At 68.0% G+C, this 15984-nt stretch carries 14 protein-coding genes and 1 riboswitch; of the genes, 7 read left to right on the top strand and 7 right to left on the bottom strand.

What is annotated here, in order from left to right:
- Window positions 1-29 precede the first annotated feature (29 nt).
- From GDR74_RS08185 to rsmA, 3 genes are read left to right on the top strand one after another with little or no spacing between them, the layout of a single operon-like run.
- Window positions 30-2534: an LPS-assembly protein LptD gene (locus tag GDR74_RS08185; protein ID WP_246180016.1), complete on the top strand. Its 2505-nt coding sequence runs from the start codon at window positions 30-32 to the stop codon at window positions 2532-2534.
- Window positions 2534-3550: a 4-hydroxythreonine-4-phosphate dehydrogenase PdxA gene (gene pdxA, locus GDR74_RS08180; RefSeq protein WP_152587699.1), complete on the top strand. Its 1017-nt coding sequence runs from the start codon at window positions 2534-2536 to the stop codon at window positions 3548-3550. The genes GDR74_RS08185 and pdxA overlap by 1 nt, the downstream gene beginning before the upstream one ends.
- Window positions 3547-4419, top strand: coding sequence for a 16S rRNA (adenine(1518)-N(6)/adenine(1519)-N(6))-dimethyltransferase RsmA (gene rsmA, locus GDR74_RS08175; protein ID WP_152585846.1), 873 nt, complete (start codon window positions 3547-3549; stop codon window positions 4417-4419). Before pdxA ends, rsmA begins: the two co-directional genes overlap by 4 nt.
- A 284-nt stretch (window positions 4420-4703) precedes the next feature.
- Here the strand turns inward: rsmA and gmk are convergent, their stop codons facing one another.
- The 7 genes from gmk to fabD all read right to left on the bottom strand — a co-directional run bounded on the left by gmk (window position 4704) and on the right by fabD (window position 11255).
- On the bottom strand, window positions 4704-5345 hold the full coding sequence (gmk, locus tag GDR74_RS08170) for a guanylate kinase (protein ID WP_246180009.1): 642 nt from the start codon (window positions 5343-5345) through the stop codon (window positions 4704-4706).
- An 11-nt stretch (window positions 5346-5356) separates the two neighbouring features.
- Window positions 5357-6247 carry a YicC/YloC family endoribonuclease gene (locus GDR74_RS08165; protein WP_152585844.1) on the bottom strand — a complete coding sequence of 297 codons (891 nt, stop codon included), beginning with the start codon at window positions 6245-6247 and terminating at the stop codon, window positions 5357-5359.
- Between the two features lie 91 nt (window positions 6248-6338).
- On the bottom strand, window positions 6339-7664 hold the full coding sequence (mltG, locus tag GDR74_RS08160; RefSeq protein WP_152587698.1) for an endolytic transglycosylase MltG: 1326 nt from the start codon (window positions 7662-7664) through the stop codon (window positions 6339-6341).
- A 94-nt stretch (window positions 7665-7758) separates the two neighbouring features.
- Window positions 7759-9021, bottom strand: a complete 1263-nt coding sequence (gene fabF / locus GDR74_RS08155; protein WP_152585843.1) for a beta-ketoacyl-ACP synthase II — start codon at window positions 9019-9021, stop codon at window positions 7759-7761.
- 66 nt (window positions 9022-9087) lie between these two features.
- Window positions 9088-9324, bottom strand: coding sequence for an acyl carrier protein (locus GDR74_RS08150; protein WP_109597860.1), 237 nt, complete (start codon window positions 9322-9324; stop codon window positions 9088-9090).
- A gap of 235 nt (window positions 9325-9559) precedes the next feature.
- Entirely contained in the window at window positions 9560-10297 is a 738-nt protein-coding gene (gene fabG, locus GDR74_RS08145; protein ID WP_152585842.1) for a 3-oxoacyl-[acyl-carrier-protein] reductase, read from the bottom strand.
- A gap of 10 nt (window positions 10298-10307) precedes the next feature.
- Window positions 10308-11255: an ACP S-malonyltransferase gene (fabD, locus tag GDR74_RS08140; RefSeq protein ID WP_152585841.1), complete on the bottom strand. Its 948-nt coding sequence runs from the start codon at window positions 11253-11255 to the stop codon at window positions 10308-10310.
- A 412-nt stretch (window positions 11256-11667) separates the two neighbouring features.
- Between fabD and rpoZ the strand changes: the two genes are divergently transcribed.
- The 4 genes from rpoZ (at window position 11668) to GDR74_RS08120 (ending at window position 15941) form a co-directional block, all read left to right on the top strand.
- Complete coding sequence (gene rpoZ, locus GDR74_RS08135; RefSeq protein ID WP_152585840.1) at window positions 11668-12084, top strand: DNA-directed RNA polymerase subunit omega; 417 nt, start codon at window positions 11668-11670, stop codon at window positions 12082-12084.
- Window positions 12085-12249: 165 nt separating this feature from the next.
- Complete coding sequence (locus tag GDR74_RS08130; RefSeq protein WP_152585839.1) at window positions 12250-14427, top strand: RelA/SpoT family protein; 2178 nt, start codon at window positions 12250-12252, stop codon at window positions 14425-14427.
- A gap of 6 nt (window positions 14428-14433) precedes the next feature.
- Window positions 14434-15129 carry a gamma-glutamyl-gamma-aminobutyrate hydrolase family protein gene (locus GDR74_RS08125; protein ID WP_152585838.1) on the top strand — a complete coding sequence of 232 codons (696 nt, stop codon included), beginning with the start codon at window positions 14434-14436 and terminating at the stop codon, window positions 15127-15129.
- 101 nt (window positions 15130-15230) lie between these two features.
- Window positions 15231-15342, top strand: a riboswitch (TPP riboswitch).
- Window positions 15333-15941: a YkoF family thiamine/hydroxymethylpyrimidine-binding protein gene (locus GDR74_RS08120; protein WP_152585837.1), complete on the top strand. Its 609-nt coding sequence runs from the start codon at window positions 15333-15335 to the stop codon at window positions 15939-15941. It overlaps the preceding riboswitch by 10 nt.
- Window positions 15942-15984 lie beyond the last annotated feature (43 nt).

Here is a 15984-nt window from a genome sequence, read left to right as displayed (position 1 = left end):
GGACAACGATCGCAACGTCTGCGGTCGCGATGGCGCTTCTGTGCGCCGTCGGGTCGACCCCCGTCCTTGCCCAGACCCTCAACGAGCGGCTCGGCAGCCAGGCGCAGTCCGGCACGGGCACCGACCGCCTCCTCGTCGACGCCAAGGAAATCGTCTACGACAACGACAAGAACACGATTTCGGCCTCCGGCGACGTGCAGCTGAACTACCAGGGCCGTACCCTCCAGGCCGACCGGGTCACCTACGACCGGAACACCGGCCGCGTCTATGCGGAAGGCAATGCCCGCCTGACCGACGAGAAGGGCGGCGTCACCACCGGTTCCCGATTCGAGCTGACCGACGACTTCAAGAACGGCTTCATCGATTCGCTGCGTGTGGTCCAGAAGACCGTGGAGAACGGCGTCCCCGTCACGACCCGGTTCTCCTCGCCCCGCGCCGAGCGGTCGGAGGGCGAGACCACCGTGTTCGAGCGCGGCACCTACACGGCCTGCGAACCGTGCAAGGAGAATCCGGAAAAGCCGCCGCTCTGGCAGGTGAAGGCCGCCAAGATCATCCACAACAACAGCGAGCAGACCATCTACTACGAGGATGCGACGCTCGAGGTTTACGGCATCCCCGTCGCGTACCTGCCCTATTTCTGGACGCCGGACCCGACGGTGAAGCGCAAGACCGGCTTCCTGTCGCCGCGCTACGTCTACTCGAATTCCCTGGGCTACGGACTCTCGGTCCCGTTCTTCTGGAACCTGGCGCCCAATTACGACCTCACCATCACGCCGACCTACCTGACCCGGCAGGGCCTTCTGGGCCAGGTGGAGTGGCGGCACCGGCTCGACAACGGCACCTACAACATCCGCGCCTCGGGCATCTCCCAACAGGAGCCGGCCGCGTTTCTCGCCTCCCCCTATGGTCCAGGCGACCGCACGGAGCGCGGCTCCCTGGAATCGACCGGCCTGTTCTATCTCAACGAGCGCTGGAAATGGGGCTGGGACATCGCCCTCGTTTCCGACAAGTGGTTCCTCCAGAACTACCGCATCCGCAGCGAGAGCCTGAGCTCCCTCTACATAAAGGAGTCGATCTCGACCCTTTACCTGCAGGGTGTCGGCGACCGCTCGTTCTTCGACATGCGCGGCTACTACTTCCAGGGCCTGTCCAGCACGGACTGGCAGAAGCAGCAGCCCGTCGTCGCCCCCGTCGTCGACTACAACAAGCGCATCACGCCCGCCGGGATCGGCGGCGAGCTCACGATCGATGCGAACGTGACGAGCCTGACCCGGCAGGCGGCCCAGTACCAGCAGGTGCCGAAGCAGCTTACCTATCTCTTCGGCCTCTACGAGACCTGCGCCGTGTTCGAGAAGGGCTCCTGCCTCGTGCGCGGCATCAGCGGCGCGACGACCCGCGCCTCGGTGAACCTGTCCTGGCGGCGGGAGTTCATCGACCAGGCCGGCCAGGTCTGGACGCCCTTCGCCTATGTGCGGGGAGACGCCTTCAAGGTGTCCCCCGACCTGACGGGTTATCAGAACAACCAGCTGCCGAACTTCATCAGCGGCGACGACGAGTTCTCCTTCCGCGGCATGCCGGCCATCGGCCTTGAGTACCGCTTCCCGTTCGTCGCGAGCCTCGGAACTTCCGGCAAGCAGGTGATCGAGCCCATCGCGCAGATCATCGCCCGCCCGAGCGAGACCCGGATCGGTAAGCTTCCCAACGAGGATGCGCAGAGCCTCGTCTTCGAGGACACGTCCCTCTTCGACTGGAACAAGTTCTCCGGCTACGACAGGGTCGAGGGCGGCACCCGCGCCAATGTCGGCATCCAGTACACCGTCACCGGCGCGAACGACTTCTACGCGAACCTGCTCTTCGGCCAGTCCTATCAGATCGCCGGGACGAACTCCTTCGCGAAGCCCGACCTGGTGAACACGGGCCTGTCCTCCGGTCTCGACACGCGCGTCTCGGACTACGTGGGCCGGTTCCAGCTCTCGCCGAACAAGAACTTCACATTCGTGGCCCGCGGCCGCTTCGACAAGGACAACCTCGACGTCAACCGCATCGAGACCGGCGTGACGGCGAACTTCAACCCGTACATCCCGTTCACCGCCAGCCTCACCTATGCCCGCTACGCCGCCCAGCCGGAGATCGGCTTCGATCACCGCCGCGAGGGCATCCTGACCTCGGGCACGTGGAACATCACCCCGAACTGGTATCTGACCGGCTCGCTCCTCCTCGACCTCGACCGCTACCTGCTGGCGCGCGATGCCTTCGCCCTCCAGTACGCCGCCAACCCGGCGGCGGCGGTCTACAACCGCCAGAACTCGGTCTATGTGAGTTCCATGTCGGTCGGCCTCGGCTACGTGGACGAGTGCACCGTCTTCACCGTGAGCTACTCGGTCTCCCCGCGCGACGTCTCGATCACCTCGGGCGAGAAGGACCGCAACCACACGGTTCTCCTGCGCCTCGAACTGCGGACGCTCGGCGAAGTGACGTTCAACCAGAACATCGGCGGAGGCGAGTCGTCGCAAGACGGCGTTGCGGCCAAGTGATCGCGCAGGCGCCGCGCCCGCTCCTCCTGACGCTGGGCGACCCCGCCGGGATCGGCCCCGAACTGACCCTGATGGCCTGGCTCCGGCGGGAGGAGGGGATCGCTCCCTTCGCCGCCGTCGCCGATCCCGACCATCTCGCCTCTCTGGCCGGCACTTTCGGATGGCGCGTCCCCGTGCGGGCTGTGGCGCCGTCGGAAGCGGCGTCGGTCTTCGACGAGGCGCTGCCGGTCATTCCCCTCGGCGAGCGGGTCGCCGGCGCTCGTCCGGGCCGGCCCGACCCGGCCCAGGCCCGCGCCGTGATCGAGTCCATCGAGACCGCCGTCGCCCTCGTGCGCGGCGGCGAGGGCGCGGCGGTGGTCACTAACCCCATCGCCAAGCACGTGCTCTACGAGGCGGGCTTCCGCCATCCCGGCCATACGGAGTTCCTGGCCTCCCTCGCCGCGCAGGGCGGAGAGGAACCCCACCCGGTCATGATGCTCTGGAGCGAGACGCTCGCCGTGGTGCCGGTGACGGTGCACATTCCCCTCTCCGCCGTTCCGGGCGCCCTGACCACGGACCTCATCGTCCGGACCGGCCGCATCGTGGCGAAGGATCTTCGCGAGAGGTTCGGAATCGCCCGCCCGAGGCTCGCCCTCGCTGGCCTCAACCCGCATGCGGGCGAGAACGGCGCCATGGGACACGAGGACGAGCGGATCGTCGCGCCGGCGGTGGAGATCCTGCGCGCCGACGGGATCGAGGCCACGGGGCCTCTGCCGGCGGACACCATGTTCCATGCCCGGGCGCGCAGCCGCTACGACGCGGCGCTCGCCATGTACCATGACCAGGCCCTGATCCCCATCAAGACCATCGCTTTCGACGAGGCGGTGAACGTGACCCTCGGCCTTCCCTTCGTCCGCACGTCGCCGGACCACGGCACCGCCTTCGATATCGCGGGGAGAGGTGCCGCCCGCCCGGACAGCCTCCTGGCCGCCCTGCGGCTCGCCGCCCGTTTGTCGGGCAGGGACGCAGGCTCATGAGCCGGATCGACGATCTGCCTCCCCTGCGCGAGGTGGTGCGCGCCCATGGGCTCATGGCGAAGAAGTCCCTCGGCCAGAATTTCCTGTTCGACCTCAATCTGACGAGCCGCATCGCCCGCTCGGCGGGCCCCCTGGAGGAGGCGACCGTGATCGAGGTCGGCCCCGGTCCCGGCGGGCTGACCCGCGCCATCCTCGCCGCCGGAGCGAAGAGGCTCGTCGCCATCGAGCGCGACTCGCGCTGCCTCCCGGCCCTTGCCGAGATCGCCGCCCGCTATCCGGGGCGCCTCGACGTGGTCGAAGCCGACGCCCTCGCCTTCGATCCGCGGCCGATGGTCGGCGATGGCACGGTGCGGATCATCTCGAACCTGCCCTACAACGTGGGGACCGCCCTCCTGACCGGGTGGCTCTCCGGAGAGGACTGGCCGCCCTGGTGGGACTCGCTCACCTTGATGTTCCAGAGGGAGGTGGCCGAGCGGATCGTGGCCGACGAGACCGATCCGAAGAACTACGGCCGCCTCGGAGTCCTTTGCGGCTGGCGGACGAGAGCGCGCATCCTCTTCGACGTGCCGCCCTCGGCCTTCGTGCCCCCGCCCAAGATCACGTCGAGCGTGGTCCACCTCGTGCCGCGCCCGGATCCCCTGCCCTGCCGGATCAGAACCCTGGAAGCCGTCACCCGCGCCGCCTTCGGCCAGCGGCGAAAGATGCTGCGGCAGAGCCTGAAATCCCTGACGCCCGACCCGACCGCCGTCATTGCGGCCGCGGGCCTCGACGAGACCGTCAGGGCCGAGAACGTGCCGGTGGAGAGCTATGTGGCGCTGGCGAATGCGCTCGACGCGGCGCGGTTCGGAGAGACGCCGCGCAGCCGGTAGACTTCGGGCAGGCCCATTTCATTATGGGGAAGAGAGCAGCGCTCGTCATTCCGGAGCGCCGCAGGCGAGCCCGGAACCCATAACCGCTTGCTGGGCAGAGCGACAGCGACGACAACCGCTGCGTCTTTCTTATAAAGCTCGGAGGTCATGGGCCCCGTCCTCCGGACCGTCCCGGAACGACAGTGGCAGCATGATCCGCTGCGCCTCCCGTTGCGGAGAGGGACACGGGCCGGCGTTTCCCGGACGGCCGCGGAACGCGGCGCGGAGGACGGGAGGCCGACGCCCTACTCCACCGGCGCTGCAAGCAGTTCGTCGATGAAGCCGGCGAGCTCCACCTGCCGCTCCCGGCGCAGGCGCTCAGCGGCCAGAATCGACTTCAGGTCGCCGAAGGTCCGGTCGAGATCGTCGTTGATCAGAACGTAGTCGTAGGCCGCCCATTGGGCGATCTCGTCGCGCGCGTTGCGCAGCCGCCGCGCGATCACCTCCGGCGTGTCCTCGGCCCGCCGCTCGAGGCGCGCCTTCAGCTCCGCCATGGAGGGCGGCAGGATGAAGACGCTGACCACGTCGGAGCGCATCTTCTCGGCGATCTGGCGGGTGCCCTGCCAGTCGATGTCGAACATCACGTCCTCGCCGCGGGCGAGCGCCTGCTCCACGGGCTTGCGCGGCGTGCCGTAGTAGTTGCCGTGCACCTGCGCCCATTCGAGAAGGTCGCCCCGGTCGCGCATCTCCTCGAAATCGGCGATATCCTCGATGAAGTGATAGTGCACCCCGTTGATCTCGGAGGGGCGCTTGGCGCGGGTCGTCACGGAAATCGACAGGCGGATTCCGCGGTCCTCCCGCACCAGGTTGCGGGTCAGGGTCGATTTTCCGGCTCCCGACGGGGAGGACAGGATCAGCAGAAGGCCGCGCCGCTTGAGTTCAACCACTTTCAACTCCGTCATTCCACGTTCTGCACCTGCTCGCGGAACTGCTCGACGACCGCCTTCAGCTCGAGCCCGATGCGCGAGAGGGCGACGTCGTTCGCCTTCGCGCAGAGCGTGTTGGCCTCGCGGCCGAATTCCTGCGCGAGAAAATCGAGCCGCCGCCCGACGGCGCCCCCTTCGGCGAGGAGCCCCCGGGCCGCTTCCACATGGGCGCGCAGCCGGTCCAGTTCCTCGCGGATGTCGGCGCGGGCTGCGATCAACACCGCCTCCTGGTGGAGCCGCGCCGGGTCGAGCGTCGAACCGCCGGCTTCGAGGATCTGCGCGATCTGCGCCTGAAGCTTGGCCCGGACGGCTTCCGGCTGCCGCGCCGGGGCGGCTTCGGCTTGGTCGACCAGCTCCGCGATCAGATCGAGCTGCCGCCGCAGCACGCCCGCCAGGGACAGCCCTTCCTGAAGCCGGGCCGTCTTGAGCGATTCGACGAGCGGCGCCACGGCGCTCCTGAGCGCGGGAACGAGCGCCTCGTCCTGGCCCGGCTCCGCCGCGCCCTCGTCGATCTCCACGACGCCGCGCACGGCCAGCAATCCGTCGAGGGAGGCGGGTTTCACCGTCTCCGGCAAGGACAGGGCGCCGATGGCGGACAGGAGCGATTGAAGCGCCTCCTGGTTCACCCGGAGCTTCGGGGCGGTGGAGGTGCGCACGAGAGTCAGGTTCAGCTGCCCCTGGCCGCGGGTCAGGGCCTTGAGGATCTGGTTCCGCGCCTCCTCGCCGACGGCCTCCAGCCCGGCCGGCGTCCGCACGCGCACCTCGAGCCCGCGGCCGTTCACGGTCTTGATCTCCCAGGCCCACTGATAGGGGCCGGTGATACCGGCCTCGCGGGCGAAACCGGTCATGCTCGCAATCGCCATGCGGTGAACCTCGGGCGCTCAGGAAAGTCGGCGCGACCATAATGGCGGCCGCGCCGCGCCACAAGCAGCGAGGCTGCGGAAATGCCCGGCTTCAGGGCTGGCTCAGGACGGGAACGGTCTTGGGCGAGTTGAGGTCGAAGGTCTTGTTCTTCAGCGGGTCCTTGCTGGTACCCTCGCTCGCGTCGAACGCCTTGCTGCGCTTGCCGTCCGGCAGGCCGCCGGACGGCGGTGCGATGGTGCCGCGCATATCCGCCTCCGGGTCCACCCGGTCCACGTCGGGCTCGGCCGCGCGCGCCTTCTCCGCCTGCCGCCAGCGGGCCACGTTGCGCTGGTGCTGCTCGTAGGTTTCGGCGAAGGCGTGGCCGCCCGACCCGTCGGCGACGAAGTAGAGCTCCTTCGTCCGCGACGGGTTCGCCACCGCCTCCATGGCGGCGCGGCCGGGATTGGCGATGGGCCCTGGCGGCAGCCCCTCGATGACGTAGGTATTGTAGGGCGTCGCGGTCTCGATCTCGCTCTTCATGATGCCGCGGCCGAGGGTGCCCTTGCCGCCGACGAGACCGTACACGATGGTCGGATCCGACTGCAGCTTCATCCGCTTCATCAGCCGGTTGATGAATACCCCGGCGACCCGGGGCCGCTCGTCGGCACGGCCCGTCTCCTTTTCGACGATGGAGGCCAGGATCACGAGTTCCTGAGGCGTCTTGACCGGCAGGTCGGCGGAGCGGCGCTGCCAGATCTGGGACAGGGCCTGGCGATGGGCCGTCTGCATGGAGTTGATGATCTGCTGGCGGGTCGTCCCGCGCTCGAACTTGTAGGTATCGGGCAGGAGGGTCCCTTCGCGCGGCGTCTCCAGCACGTCGCCGGTCAGGATGTCGTTCTCGTAGAGCCTGGCGACGATCTGCTGGCTGGTGAGCCCCTCGGGAATGGTGACCGAGTGAAGGATCGCCTTGCCCTGGACCAGGGTCTCGATGGCCTCCTCGATGCTGGTCCCCGCCTTGAACAGGAATTCGCCCGCCTTGAGCTGGCCGCGCTGCCGGTTCACCAGGGCATAGATCTCGAAGAGGAGCGGACGCTCGATCACCCCCTCCTGCTTGAGGATGTCGGCGATTTCGTTGGTGCCCGTGTTCTTCGGAATGAGCACCACCTTGTCGTTCTGCAGCGGCCCCCTGGCCGTGACCTCCCGGTGCATCACGCCGAAGCCGAACGCCACCGCCACGGCGATGGCGACGAAGAGGGTCAGAAAGCCGCTGAGCAGGGAGAGCATGCCTCCCCGCCGGCAGCGCAGGCGCGGCGGCGGGGGCGGCGCCGCCATGGGCTTGATGGCCTCGCTCGGAGAGCGCGGCGCGACGCGGGGCTGCTGCACGTCCTGGGACGCCATGTCAGCGGGAGGAGGAGTTTTCTTCTTTCGGCCGAACATCACGTCGCTTTTCCGGTGCCCGCCGGCGGTGTTCCGGCTCTTCGACACCCTAACGGGGATTATGGCGAAAAGCCGTAGAGCGCCCTCGCGCGGCTCAGGCCGCGCGACGGAAGATCAGGGAGGCGTTGGTCCCGCCGAAGCCGAAGGAGTTCGAGAGAGCCACGTTGATCTCCTTCTTCTTCGCCTTGTGGGGCACCAGGTCGATGGCGGTCTCGACGGAGGGATTGTCGAGGTTGAGGGTCGGAGGAACGATCCCGTCCCGCATCGCGAGGATGGAGAAGATGGCCTCGACGGCACCCGCCGCGCCCAGCAGGTGGCCGATGGCCGACTTGGTGGAGGACATGGCGAGCTTGCCCGCCGCGTTGCCGACGATGCGCTCCACCGCCTTGAGCTCCAGCTCGTCGCCGAGCGGGGTCGAGGTGCCGTGGGCGTTGATGTAGTCGATCTCCGAGGGAGAGATGCCCGCGCGCTTGATGGCGGCGCTCATGCAGCGATAGGCGCCGTCCCCGTCCTCGGAGGGCGAGGTGATGTGATAGGCGTCCCCCGACAGGCCGTAGCCGATCACCTCGGCGTAGATCTTGGCCCCGCGGGCCTTGGCGTGCTCGTACTCCTCGAGCACCACCACCCCGGCGCCCTCGCCCATGACGAAGCCGTCGCGGTCCTTGTCGTAGGGACGGGAGGCCCGGGTCGGGTCGTCGTTGAAGCTCGTGGACAGGGCCCGGCAGGCGGCGAAGCCCGCGATGGACAGGCGGTTGATGGGCGATTCCGTGCCGCCCGCCACCATGACCTCCGCATCGCCCAGGGCGATGAGGCGCGCCGCGTCGCCGATGGCGTGGGAGCCGGTGGAGCAGGCGGTGACCACCGCGTTGTTCGGGCCCTTCAGCCCGTGCGCGATGGAGACGTAGCCGCCCGCCAGGTTGATGAGGCGGCCCGGGATGAAGAAGGGGGAGATGCGGCGGGGGCCGCGCTCGATCAGGGTCTGGGAGGCCTCGTAGATGCCGCCGATGCCGCCGATGCCGGAACCGATGAGCACGCCGGAGGCGCACTGGTCCTCGTAGGTCGTCGGCTTCCAGCCCGCGTCGTCGAGGGCCTGGGTCGCCGCGGCCATGGCGTAGACGATGAACGGATCGACCTTGCGCTGCTCCTTGGGCTCCATCCACTGGTCGGCGTTGAAGGTGCCGTCGGAGCCGTCGCCGGTCGGGATCTGGCAGGCGATCTGGCAGGCGAGATCGTCCACCCGGAACGTCTCGATCCGGCCGGCGCCGCTCTCGCCCTTCAGGATCCGTGACCACGTCGCCTCGACGCCGCATCCGAGCGGCGTGACCATGCCAAGACCTGTGATGACAACGCGCCTCATGCCGTTTCCTGCCCCATGAACAAAAATAGGGCGTCGGATGGAATCGCCCGACGCCCGAACGCCTTGTTAGGCCGCATTCTTCTCGAGGAAACGGATCGCGTCGCCGACCGTCACGATCGTCTCGGCCGCGTCGTCCGGGATCTCGACGTTGAACTCTTCCTCGAACGCCATGACGAGCTCGACGGTATCAAGGCTGTCGGCGCCCAGGTCGTCGATGAAGTTGGCATTGTCGGTCACCTTCTCGGCGTCGACGCCCAGGTGCTCGACAACGATCTTCTTCACGCGATCAGCGACGTCACTCATCGTATTTTCCTCAGTGGCTGCCGCCTCAGGAACTGGGCGGATTGAAATTGAAACTCAGATCAGCTGCTCAGCTGTTAACGCCGAAACGACTGCCTTATGCCGTGCAAAGCCGCATTTTTCAGCGTCGGTCAACCCCTCCGACCCGAACGGACTCATGATTAACACAAGCTTGACGCGTCTGGCGAGAGGCTGGCCGGGGCTCGCGAACAGATTTCGCCCCCGGCCGCAAGTGTCTCTAGAACATGGCCATTCCGCCGTTCACGTGGAGCGTGTGCCCCGTGACGTAGCCGGCTTCGGACGAGGCGAGGTAGACGACCGACGCTGCAATTTCGCCACCCTGGCCGAGGCGGCCCATGGGGATCGTGCCGAGGATCGCCTCCTTCTGCTTCTCGTTGAGGGCATCGGTCATGGGAGATTCGATGAAGCCCGGCGCGACGCAGTTCACGGTGATGTTGCGGCTGGCCACCTCGGCCGCCAGGGCCTTGGTCATGCCCACCAGGCCCGCCTTGGAGGCGGCGTAGTTCCCCTGGCCCGGATTGCCCGTGGAGCCGACCACCGAGCCGATGTTGACGATCCGCCCGTAGCGGCGGCGCATCATGCCCTTCACCGCCGCGCGGGACAGACGGAAGGCGGCGGTCAGGTTCACGGCGAGGACCGTGTCCCACTCCTCGTCCTTCATGCGCAGGAACAGGTTGTCGCGGGTGACGCCGGCGTTGTTGACCAGGATGTCGAGGCCGTCCATGGCCGATTCCGCAGCCGGGACGAGAGCTTCGACCGAATCCTTGTCGGCCAGGTTCGCCTCGATCACATGGACCCGCTCCCCGAGGGCGCCCGCCAATTCGTCGAGGGCGGCGCGGCGGGTGCCGGACAGGGCGACGGTCGCGCCCTGGGCGTGGAGGGCGCGGGCGATGGCGCCGCCGATGCCGCCGGTGGCGCCGGTCACGAGAGCCTTGCGGCCGGTGAGATCGAACATGGGGCTGTCCTTATCCTTGGAGGGAAGCTTTGAAGGCGGCGACATCCTCGGGCGTGCCGACGGCGGAGCCCGTCGCCCCCGGGGCGATGCGCTTGACGAGGCCCGTCAGGACTTTGCCGGAGCCGACCTCCACGAAGGACTCGACGCCCTGGGCGGCCATGAAGGCGACGCTCTCGCGCCAGCGCACCGTCCCCGTCACCTGGCGGACGAGGCCTTCGCGGATCGCATCGGGATCGGTCACGGGAGCGGCCGTCACGTTGGCGACCAGGGGAACGGCCGGAGCATGGACCGCGACCGTGGCGAGCGCCTCGCGCATCGCCTCGGCCGCCGGAGCCATGAGCGCGCTGTGGAAGGGAGCGGAGACGTTGAGCATCACCGCCCGCTTGGCGCCCTTGCCCTGGGCGATGGCGACCGCCCGCTCCACCGCGGCCTTGTGACCGGACACCACCACCTGGGCGCCGCCGTTGTCGTTGGCCGCGTCGCAGACCTCCCCCTGCGCCGCCTCGCGGGCGACCTCGAGGGCCGCCTCGTATTCGAGGCCGAGAAGAGCCGCCATGGCGCCCTGCCCCACCGGGACGGCGCTCTGCATGGCATTGCCGCGGATGCGCAGGAGCCGCGCCGTGTCGGCCACGGAGAGGCTGCCGGCGGCGGCGAGAGCGGAATATTCTCCCAGGGAATGGCCGGCGACGAAGGCGGCCTGGGCCTTGAGGTCGAGCCCGGCCTCGGCCTCCAGCACCCGCATCGCCGCCAGGCTGACCGCCATCAGCGCCGGCTGGGCATTGGCCGTGAGGGTGAGGTCGTCGGCGGGCCCTTCCCACATGAGCGTCGAGAGCTTCTGGGAGAGCGCATCGTCCACCTCGTCGAACACCGCCCGGGCCTGCGGAAAATTCTCCGCGAGGGCCTTGCCCATTCCGACCGCTTGGCTCCCCTGCCCGGGGAAGATGAATGCGCGCTTCATGCGAAACCGCCCCTGAATCCATAAGAAACCTGGCGGGACTCGCACCGGGAGCCGGCCAAGTCAAGGTGCGGGGCGTTCCCCTTCGCACTTGCCCTGTTCATAGTTCCAGCGGCCGCCGCATTCAGGCAGGCGTCGATCCGGCCGGATTCGGCGAGACGTCCCCAGAGCGGCAGAAGAGGCGCGAGGGCCAGAGAGGCCAGGGCCCCATGAAGGAGGACCCGCATCGTTCCTTGCGACTTCCGCTCCACATGCCATATACCGCAACGGTAGGAACCGGCGCAGCCGTGCGGAGCGGAACCGGGCAAAGGGCCGGGGATCCTTGAGGATCCTCAGGGATCCCTTGTCTTCCCGGGCGATCCGGTGTAACGGGTGCGTCTTCCGAAATTCCCGAACCTCAAGAAGGAGCCTCTTCATGGCTCGTGTGACCGTCGAAGATTGCATCGACAAGGTCGAGAACCGGTTTGAGCTCGTGCTGCTGGCCAGCCATCGCGCCCGCCTGATTTCCTCGGGTTCGCCGCTCACGGTCGACCGCGACCGCGACAAGAACCCCGTGGTGGCGCTGCGGGAGATCGCCGAGGAGACCATCGCCCCCGACGACCTCAAGGAGCAGCTCATCCACTCGATGCAGAAATACGTCGAGGTGGACGAGCCGGAGGCCGAGGCCGTGCCGCTTCTCGGCAACACCGCCGCCGCCGCGTCCGCGACCGCCCGCGGCGACAACGACACGGACGTCCAGTTCGACCGCATGAGCGAGGAAGACCTGCTGCGCGGGCTCGAAGGCCTCGTTCCCCCGAGCAACAGCGGTTCGGACGACGACGAGCGCGAGTAGCCTCCGCTCCCTGCGATAGGACGACTGTCGAAAGCCCGGCTCCGGCCGGGCTTTTTTTCTGGTCGGCACGACGGGCGCGGCAAGAAACCTTGCGGTGGCGCGCCCTTCCACAATATCCTTTTAACTTCAGCCAGCTACACGGATCGGAAAGGAGATGGCCGCCGGATGATGCGCCAGTATGAACTTGTCGAGCGGGTCAAGCGCTACAACCCCTCGACCGATGAGGCGCTTCTCAACCGCGCTTACGTGTATGCCATGATGGCCCATGGCAACCAGAAGCGGGCTTCCGGCGACCTGTTCTTCGGCCATCCCCTCGAAGTCGCCGCCATCCTCACCGATCTCAAGCTGGACGACGCCACCATCGCCGCCGCCGTGCTCCACGACACGGTCGAGGATACCCAGGCGACGCTGGAGGAGATCAACAAGACCTTCGGCCCCCAGATCGGGGCTCTCGTCGACGGGCTCACCAAGATCAAGCGCCTCGACCTCGTCTCCAAGCAGGCGGCCCAGGGGGAGAACTTCCGCAAGCTGCTGCTCGCCATCGCCGACGACGTGCGCGTCCTGCTGGTCAAGCTTGCGGACCGGCTGCACAACATGCGCACGCTCCAGTTCATGCCCCCGGAGAAGCGCAAGCGCATCGCCGAGGAGACCCTGGACATCTATGCCCCCCTCGCCGGGCGCATGGGCATCCAGGAGATGCGCGAGGAACTGGAGGATCTCAGCTTCCAGCACCTGGACCCGGAGGCCTACGAGGCGATCAGCCGGCACCTGCGCGAGCTCACCGCGAAGAGCGAGAAGCTGGTCGACGAGATCGAGCGCGACCTCACGGCCAAGCTCAAGGCGCAGGGGATCGAGGCGACCGTCACGGGGCGGCAGAAGCGACCCTACTCGATCTGGCGCAAGATGGAGCGCAAGTCCGTCTCCTTCGAGCAGCTGTCCGACATCTTCGGCTTCCGGGTGATCGTCGACACGGTGGACGCCTGCTACCGGGCACTCGGCGTCGTCCACACCAGCTGGCCGATGGTTCCGGGCCGCTACAAGGACTACATCTCCACGCCGAAGCAGAACGACTACCGCTCCATCCACACCACCGTGATCGGTCCCGGCAGCCAGCGGGTGGAGCTCCAGATCCGCACCCATGCCATGGACGAAGTGGCGGAATACGGCATCGCCGCCCACGCCCTCTACAAGGAAGGCGTCAACGACCCCTCGCGCCTCGCGACCGAGAGCCGCGCCTATCAATGGCTGCGCCGGACCATCGACCTGCTCGCCGAGGGCGACACCCCGGAGGAGTTCCTGGAGCACACCAAGCTCGAGCTCTTCCACGACCAGGTGTTCTGCTTCACGCCGAAAGGACGCCTCATCGCCCTGCCCCGCGGCGCGACGCCCATCGATTTCGCCTATGCGGTGCACACGGACGTGGGCAATACGGCGGTGGGCTGCAAGATCAACGGACGGATGGCCCCCCTCCTCACGGAGCTGCAGAACGGCGACGAGGTGGAGATCGTCCGCGCGGAGGGACAGACTCCCCCGGCGGCCTGGGAGTCCCTCGTGGTCACCGGCAAGGCTCGGGCCTCCATCCGCCGGGCGACCCGCGCCGCCGTGCGCCAGCAATACACGGGACTCGGGCGGCAGATCCTGGAGCGGGCCTTCGAGCGCGCCCACCGCGTCTTCTCGGACGAGAAGCTGAAGGGCGCCCTGCCCCGCCTGGCGCGCTCCTCCATCGAGGACGTGCTGGCCGCCGTCGGCCGCGGCGAGATGTTCTCCGGCGACGTGGTCCGCGCGGTCTACCCCGACTACAAGGAGGAGCGGCGCACGGCCGGCTCCGATGCCGCCGCGCAGGCCAGGAAGCCCAACGGCGCCGCGAAGGCTCTCGGCGAACAGGGATCCAATCCCATCCCGATCCGCGGTCTCAACGCCGACATGCCCGTGCGCTTCGCGCCGGAGGGCGGCGCGGTTCCGGGCGACCGCATCGTCGGCATCCTGACGCCTGGCGAGGGCGTGACGATCTACCCGATCCAGTCCCCGTCGCTGGCGGCCTTCGACAACGAGCCGGACCGCTGGATCGACGTGCGCTGGGACGTGGAGCCCGACGATCCGCAGCGCTTCCCCGCCCGCATCAAGCTGCAATCCATCAACGAGCCGGGGTCGCTCGCGCAGATCGCGCAGGTGATCGCGGACCACGACGGCAACATCGACAACGTGTCCATGAAGCGCCGCACGCAGGACTTCACGGACATCACCATCGACCTCGCCGTGTGGGACCTGAAGCATCTCAACGCCATCATCGCGGAACTGCGCACGAAGCCGGTGGTGAGCCGCGTCGACCGGGTGAACGGATAGGACCTCATGAACGACAAGCCGCGCATCGCCATCATCCTCGGCGAGAACACCAGTGCGGGCGGCGCTCGCTACGACATGTCGAAGAGCTATTTCGACGCCGTCGTCCGCGCCGGCGGCCTGCCCTTCGGCATCCCCTACGTGGCCGACCTCACGCCGCTCGCGGCGAGGGAGTTCGACGGCTTCATCAGCGTCGGCGGCCGCATCAACTTTCCGACCGAGTGGTACGTGGACGGCGACGCCTCGCGGTTCCCGCGCTCCGACCGCCTCGCCGTGGACCGGGCGCTGATGGAGGCCTTTCTCGAAAGGGACAAGCCGGTGCTCGGGATCTGCAACGGCATGCAGATGCTGGCTTGCCTGCATGGCAGCCGCATGGTGTCGGAGATCCGCGCCCTGCGGCCGGACATCATTCCCCACGACGGCGAAGGCCTCCTGCACCCCGCCCGCATCGTCTCCGGCACGGCCCTCGCGCGGATGGCGGACGCGCCGGAGATCGAGGTCAACACCTTTCACCGGGAGGCGGTGGTCGAGGTCTCCCGCAAGGTCGTCGCCTGCGCCCATGCGCCGGACGGCGTGGTGGAGGCCATCGAGGTTCCCGCCTACCGCTTCGCCATCGGCCTGCAATGGCACCCGGAGGCCATGCCCCCCGACCATCGCGGCCACAGGGTCTTCGACGCCTTCGTCGAGGCGGCGCGGCAGGCGTAAGGATCCGCCGCGCCGCTCCTTCCCGCTACCCTTGCAGGGAGGAGAGCCGCACGGCGCTTCCATGGCAATTGCATTTCCCCAGCGAAAGGTGATAAGCCTCGTCCGTTCGACAGGGGTGCTCCGTATTGCCGGGGCTGAGATGGCGGCGCGAAGCCGGCGGACCCTTCAGCTGATCTGGATAATACCAGCGGAGCGAGGCGACGATGTTTTCCGGCGCGCAGATTTCCCTCTATCCCATGGCGGACGACTTCGTCCGCATCATCCTCGACGCTCTCAAGGCGCTCGATCCCTACCGCCCGTCGTTCCGGATCGAAACGGACGACATCTCGACCCTCATCGTCGGCCCGCCGGACAGGCTTTTCCCGGCCATGCGCGACCTTTTCGTCGCCGCAGCGAGCGGCGGCACCCATTGCGTTCTGGCGGCAACCGTCTCGCGCGGCTGTCCGGGCGAGCCCGACGACCCGATCTGCACGCCCGCCGGGACGGAGGGCCCCGCTCTCCCGCTCGACCGGCGCATCGCGTCCGCCCTCGCCGCCGTCAGGGCCGCGCCGCTCGTCGGACAGCCCGTGGCCGCGCAGTTCTCGCTCTACCCGCTCGGCAGCGGGCACCACATGGACGAGATCTACGGCTGCATCGATTTCCTGAAGCAGTCCGGCGTCTTCGACAGGTCGAAGAACTTCTGCACCAAGCTGCGCGGCGACGCCGGCCAGGTCTTCGCGACCCTGAGCGAGGCCTTCCTGCGCTTCGGCGCCGCGGAGGGCCATGTGGCGCTCGACATGAAGGTGTCGGCCAACAGCCCGACCCGCGCCTGAGCGCGGCCGCTTCCGCCTTCCTCTTCCCCTTCTCCCTCACCGA

The organism is Microvirga thermotolerans (genome assembly GCF_009363855.1).
Classification (GTDB): Bacteria; Pseudomonadota; Alphaproteobacteria; order Rhizobiales; family Beijerinckiaceae; genus Microvirga; species Microvirga thermotolerans.
This window is presented reverse-complemented; position numbering and strand designations above follow the sequence as displayed.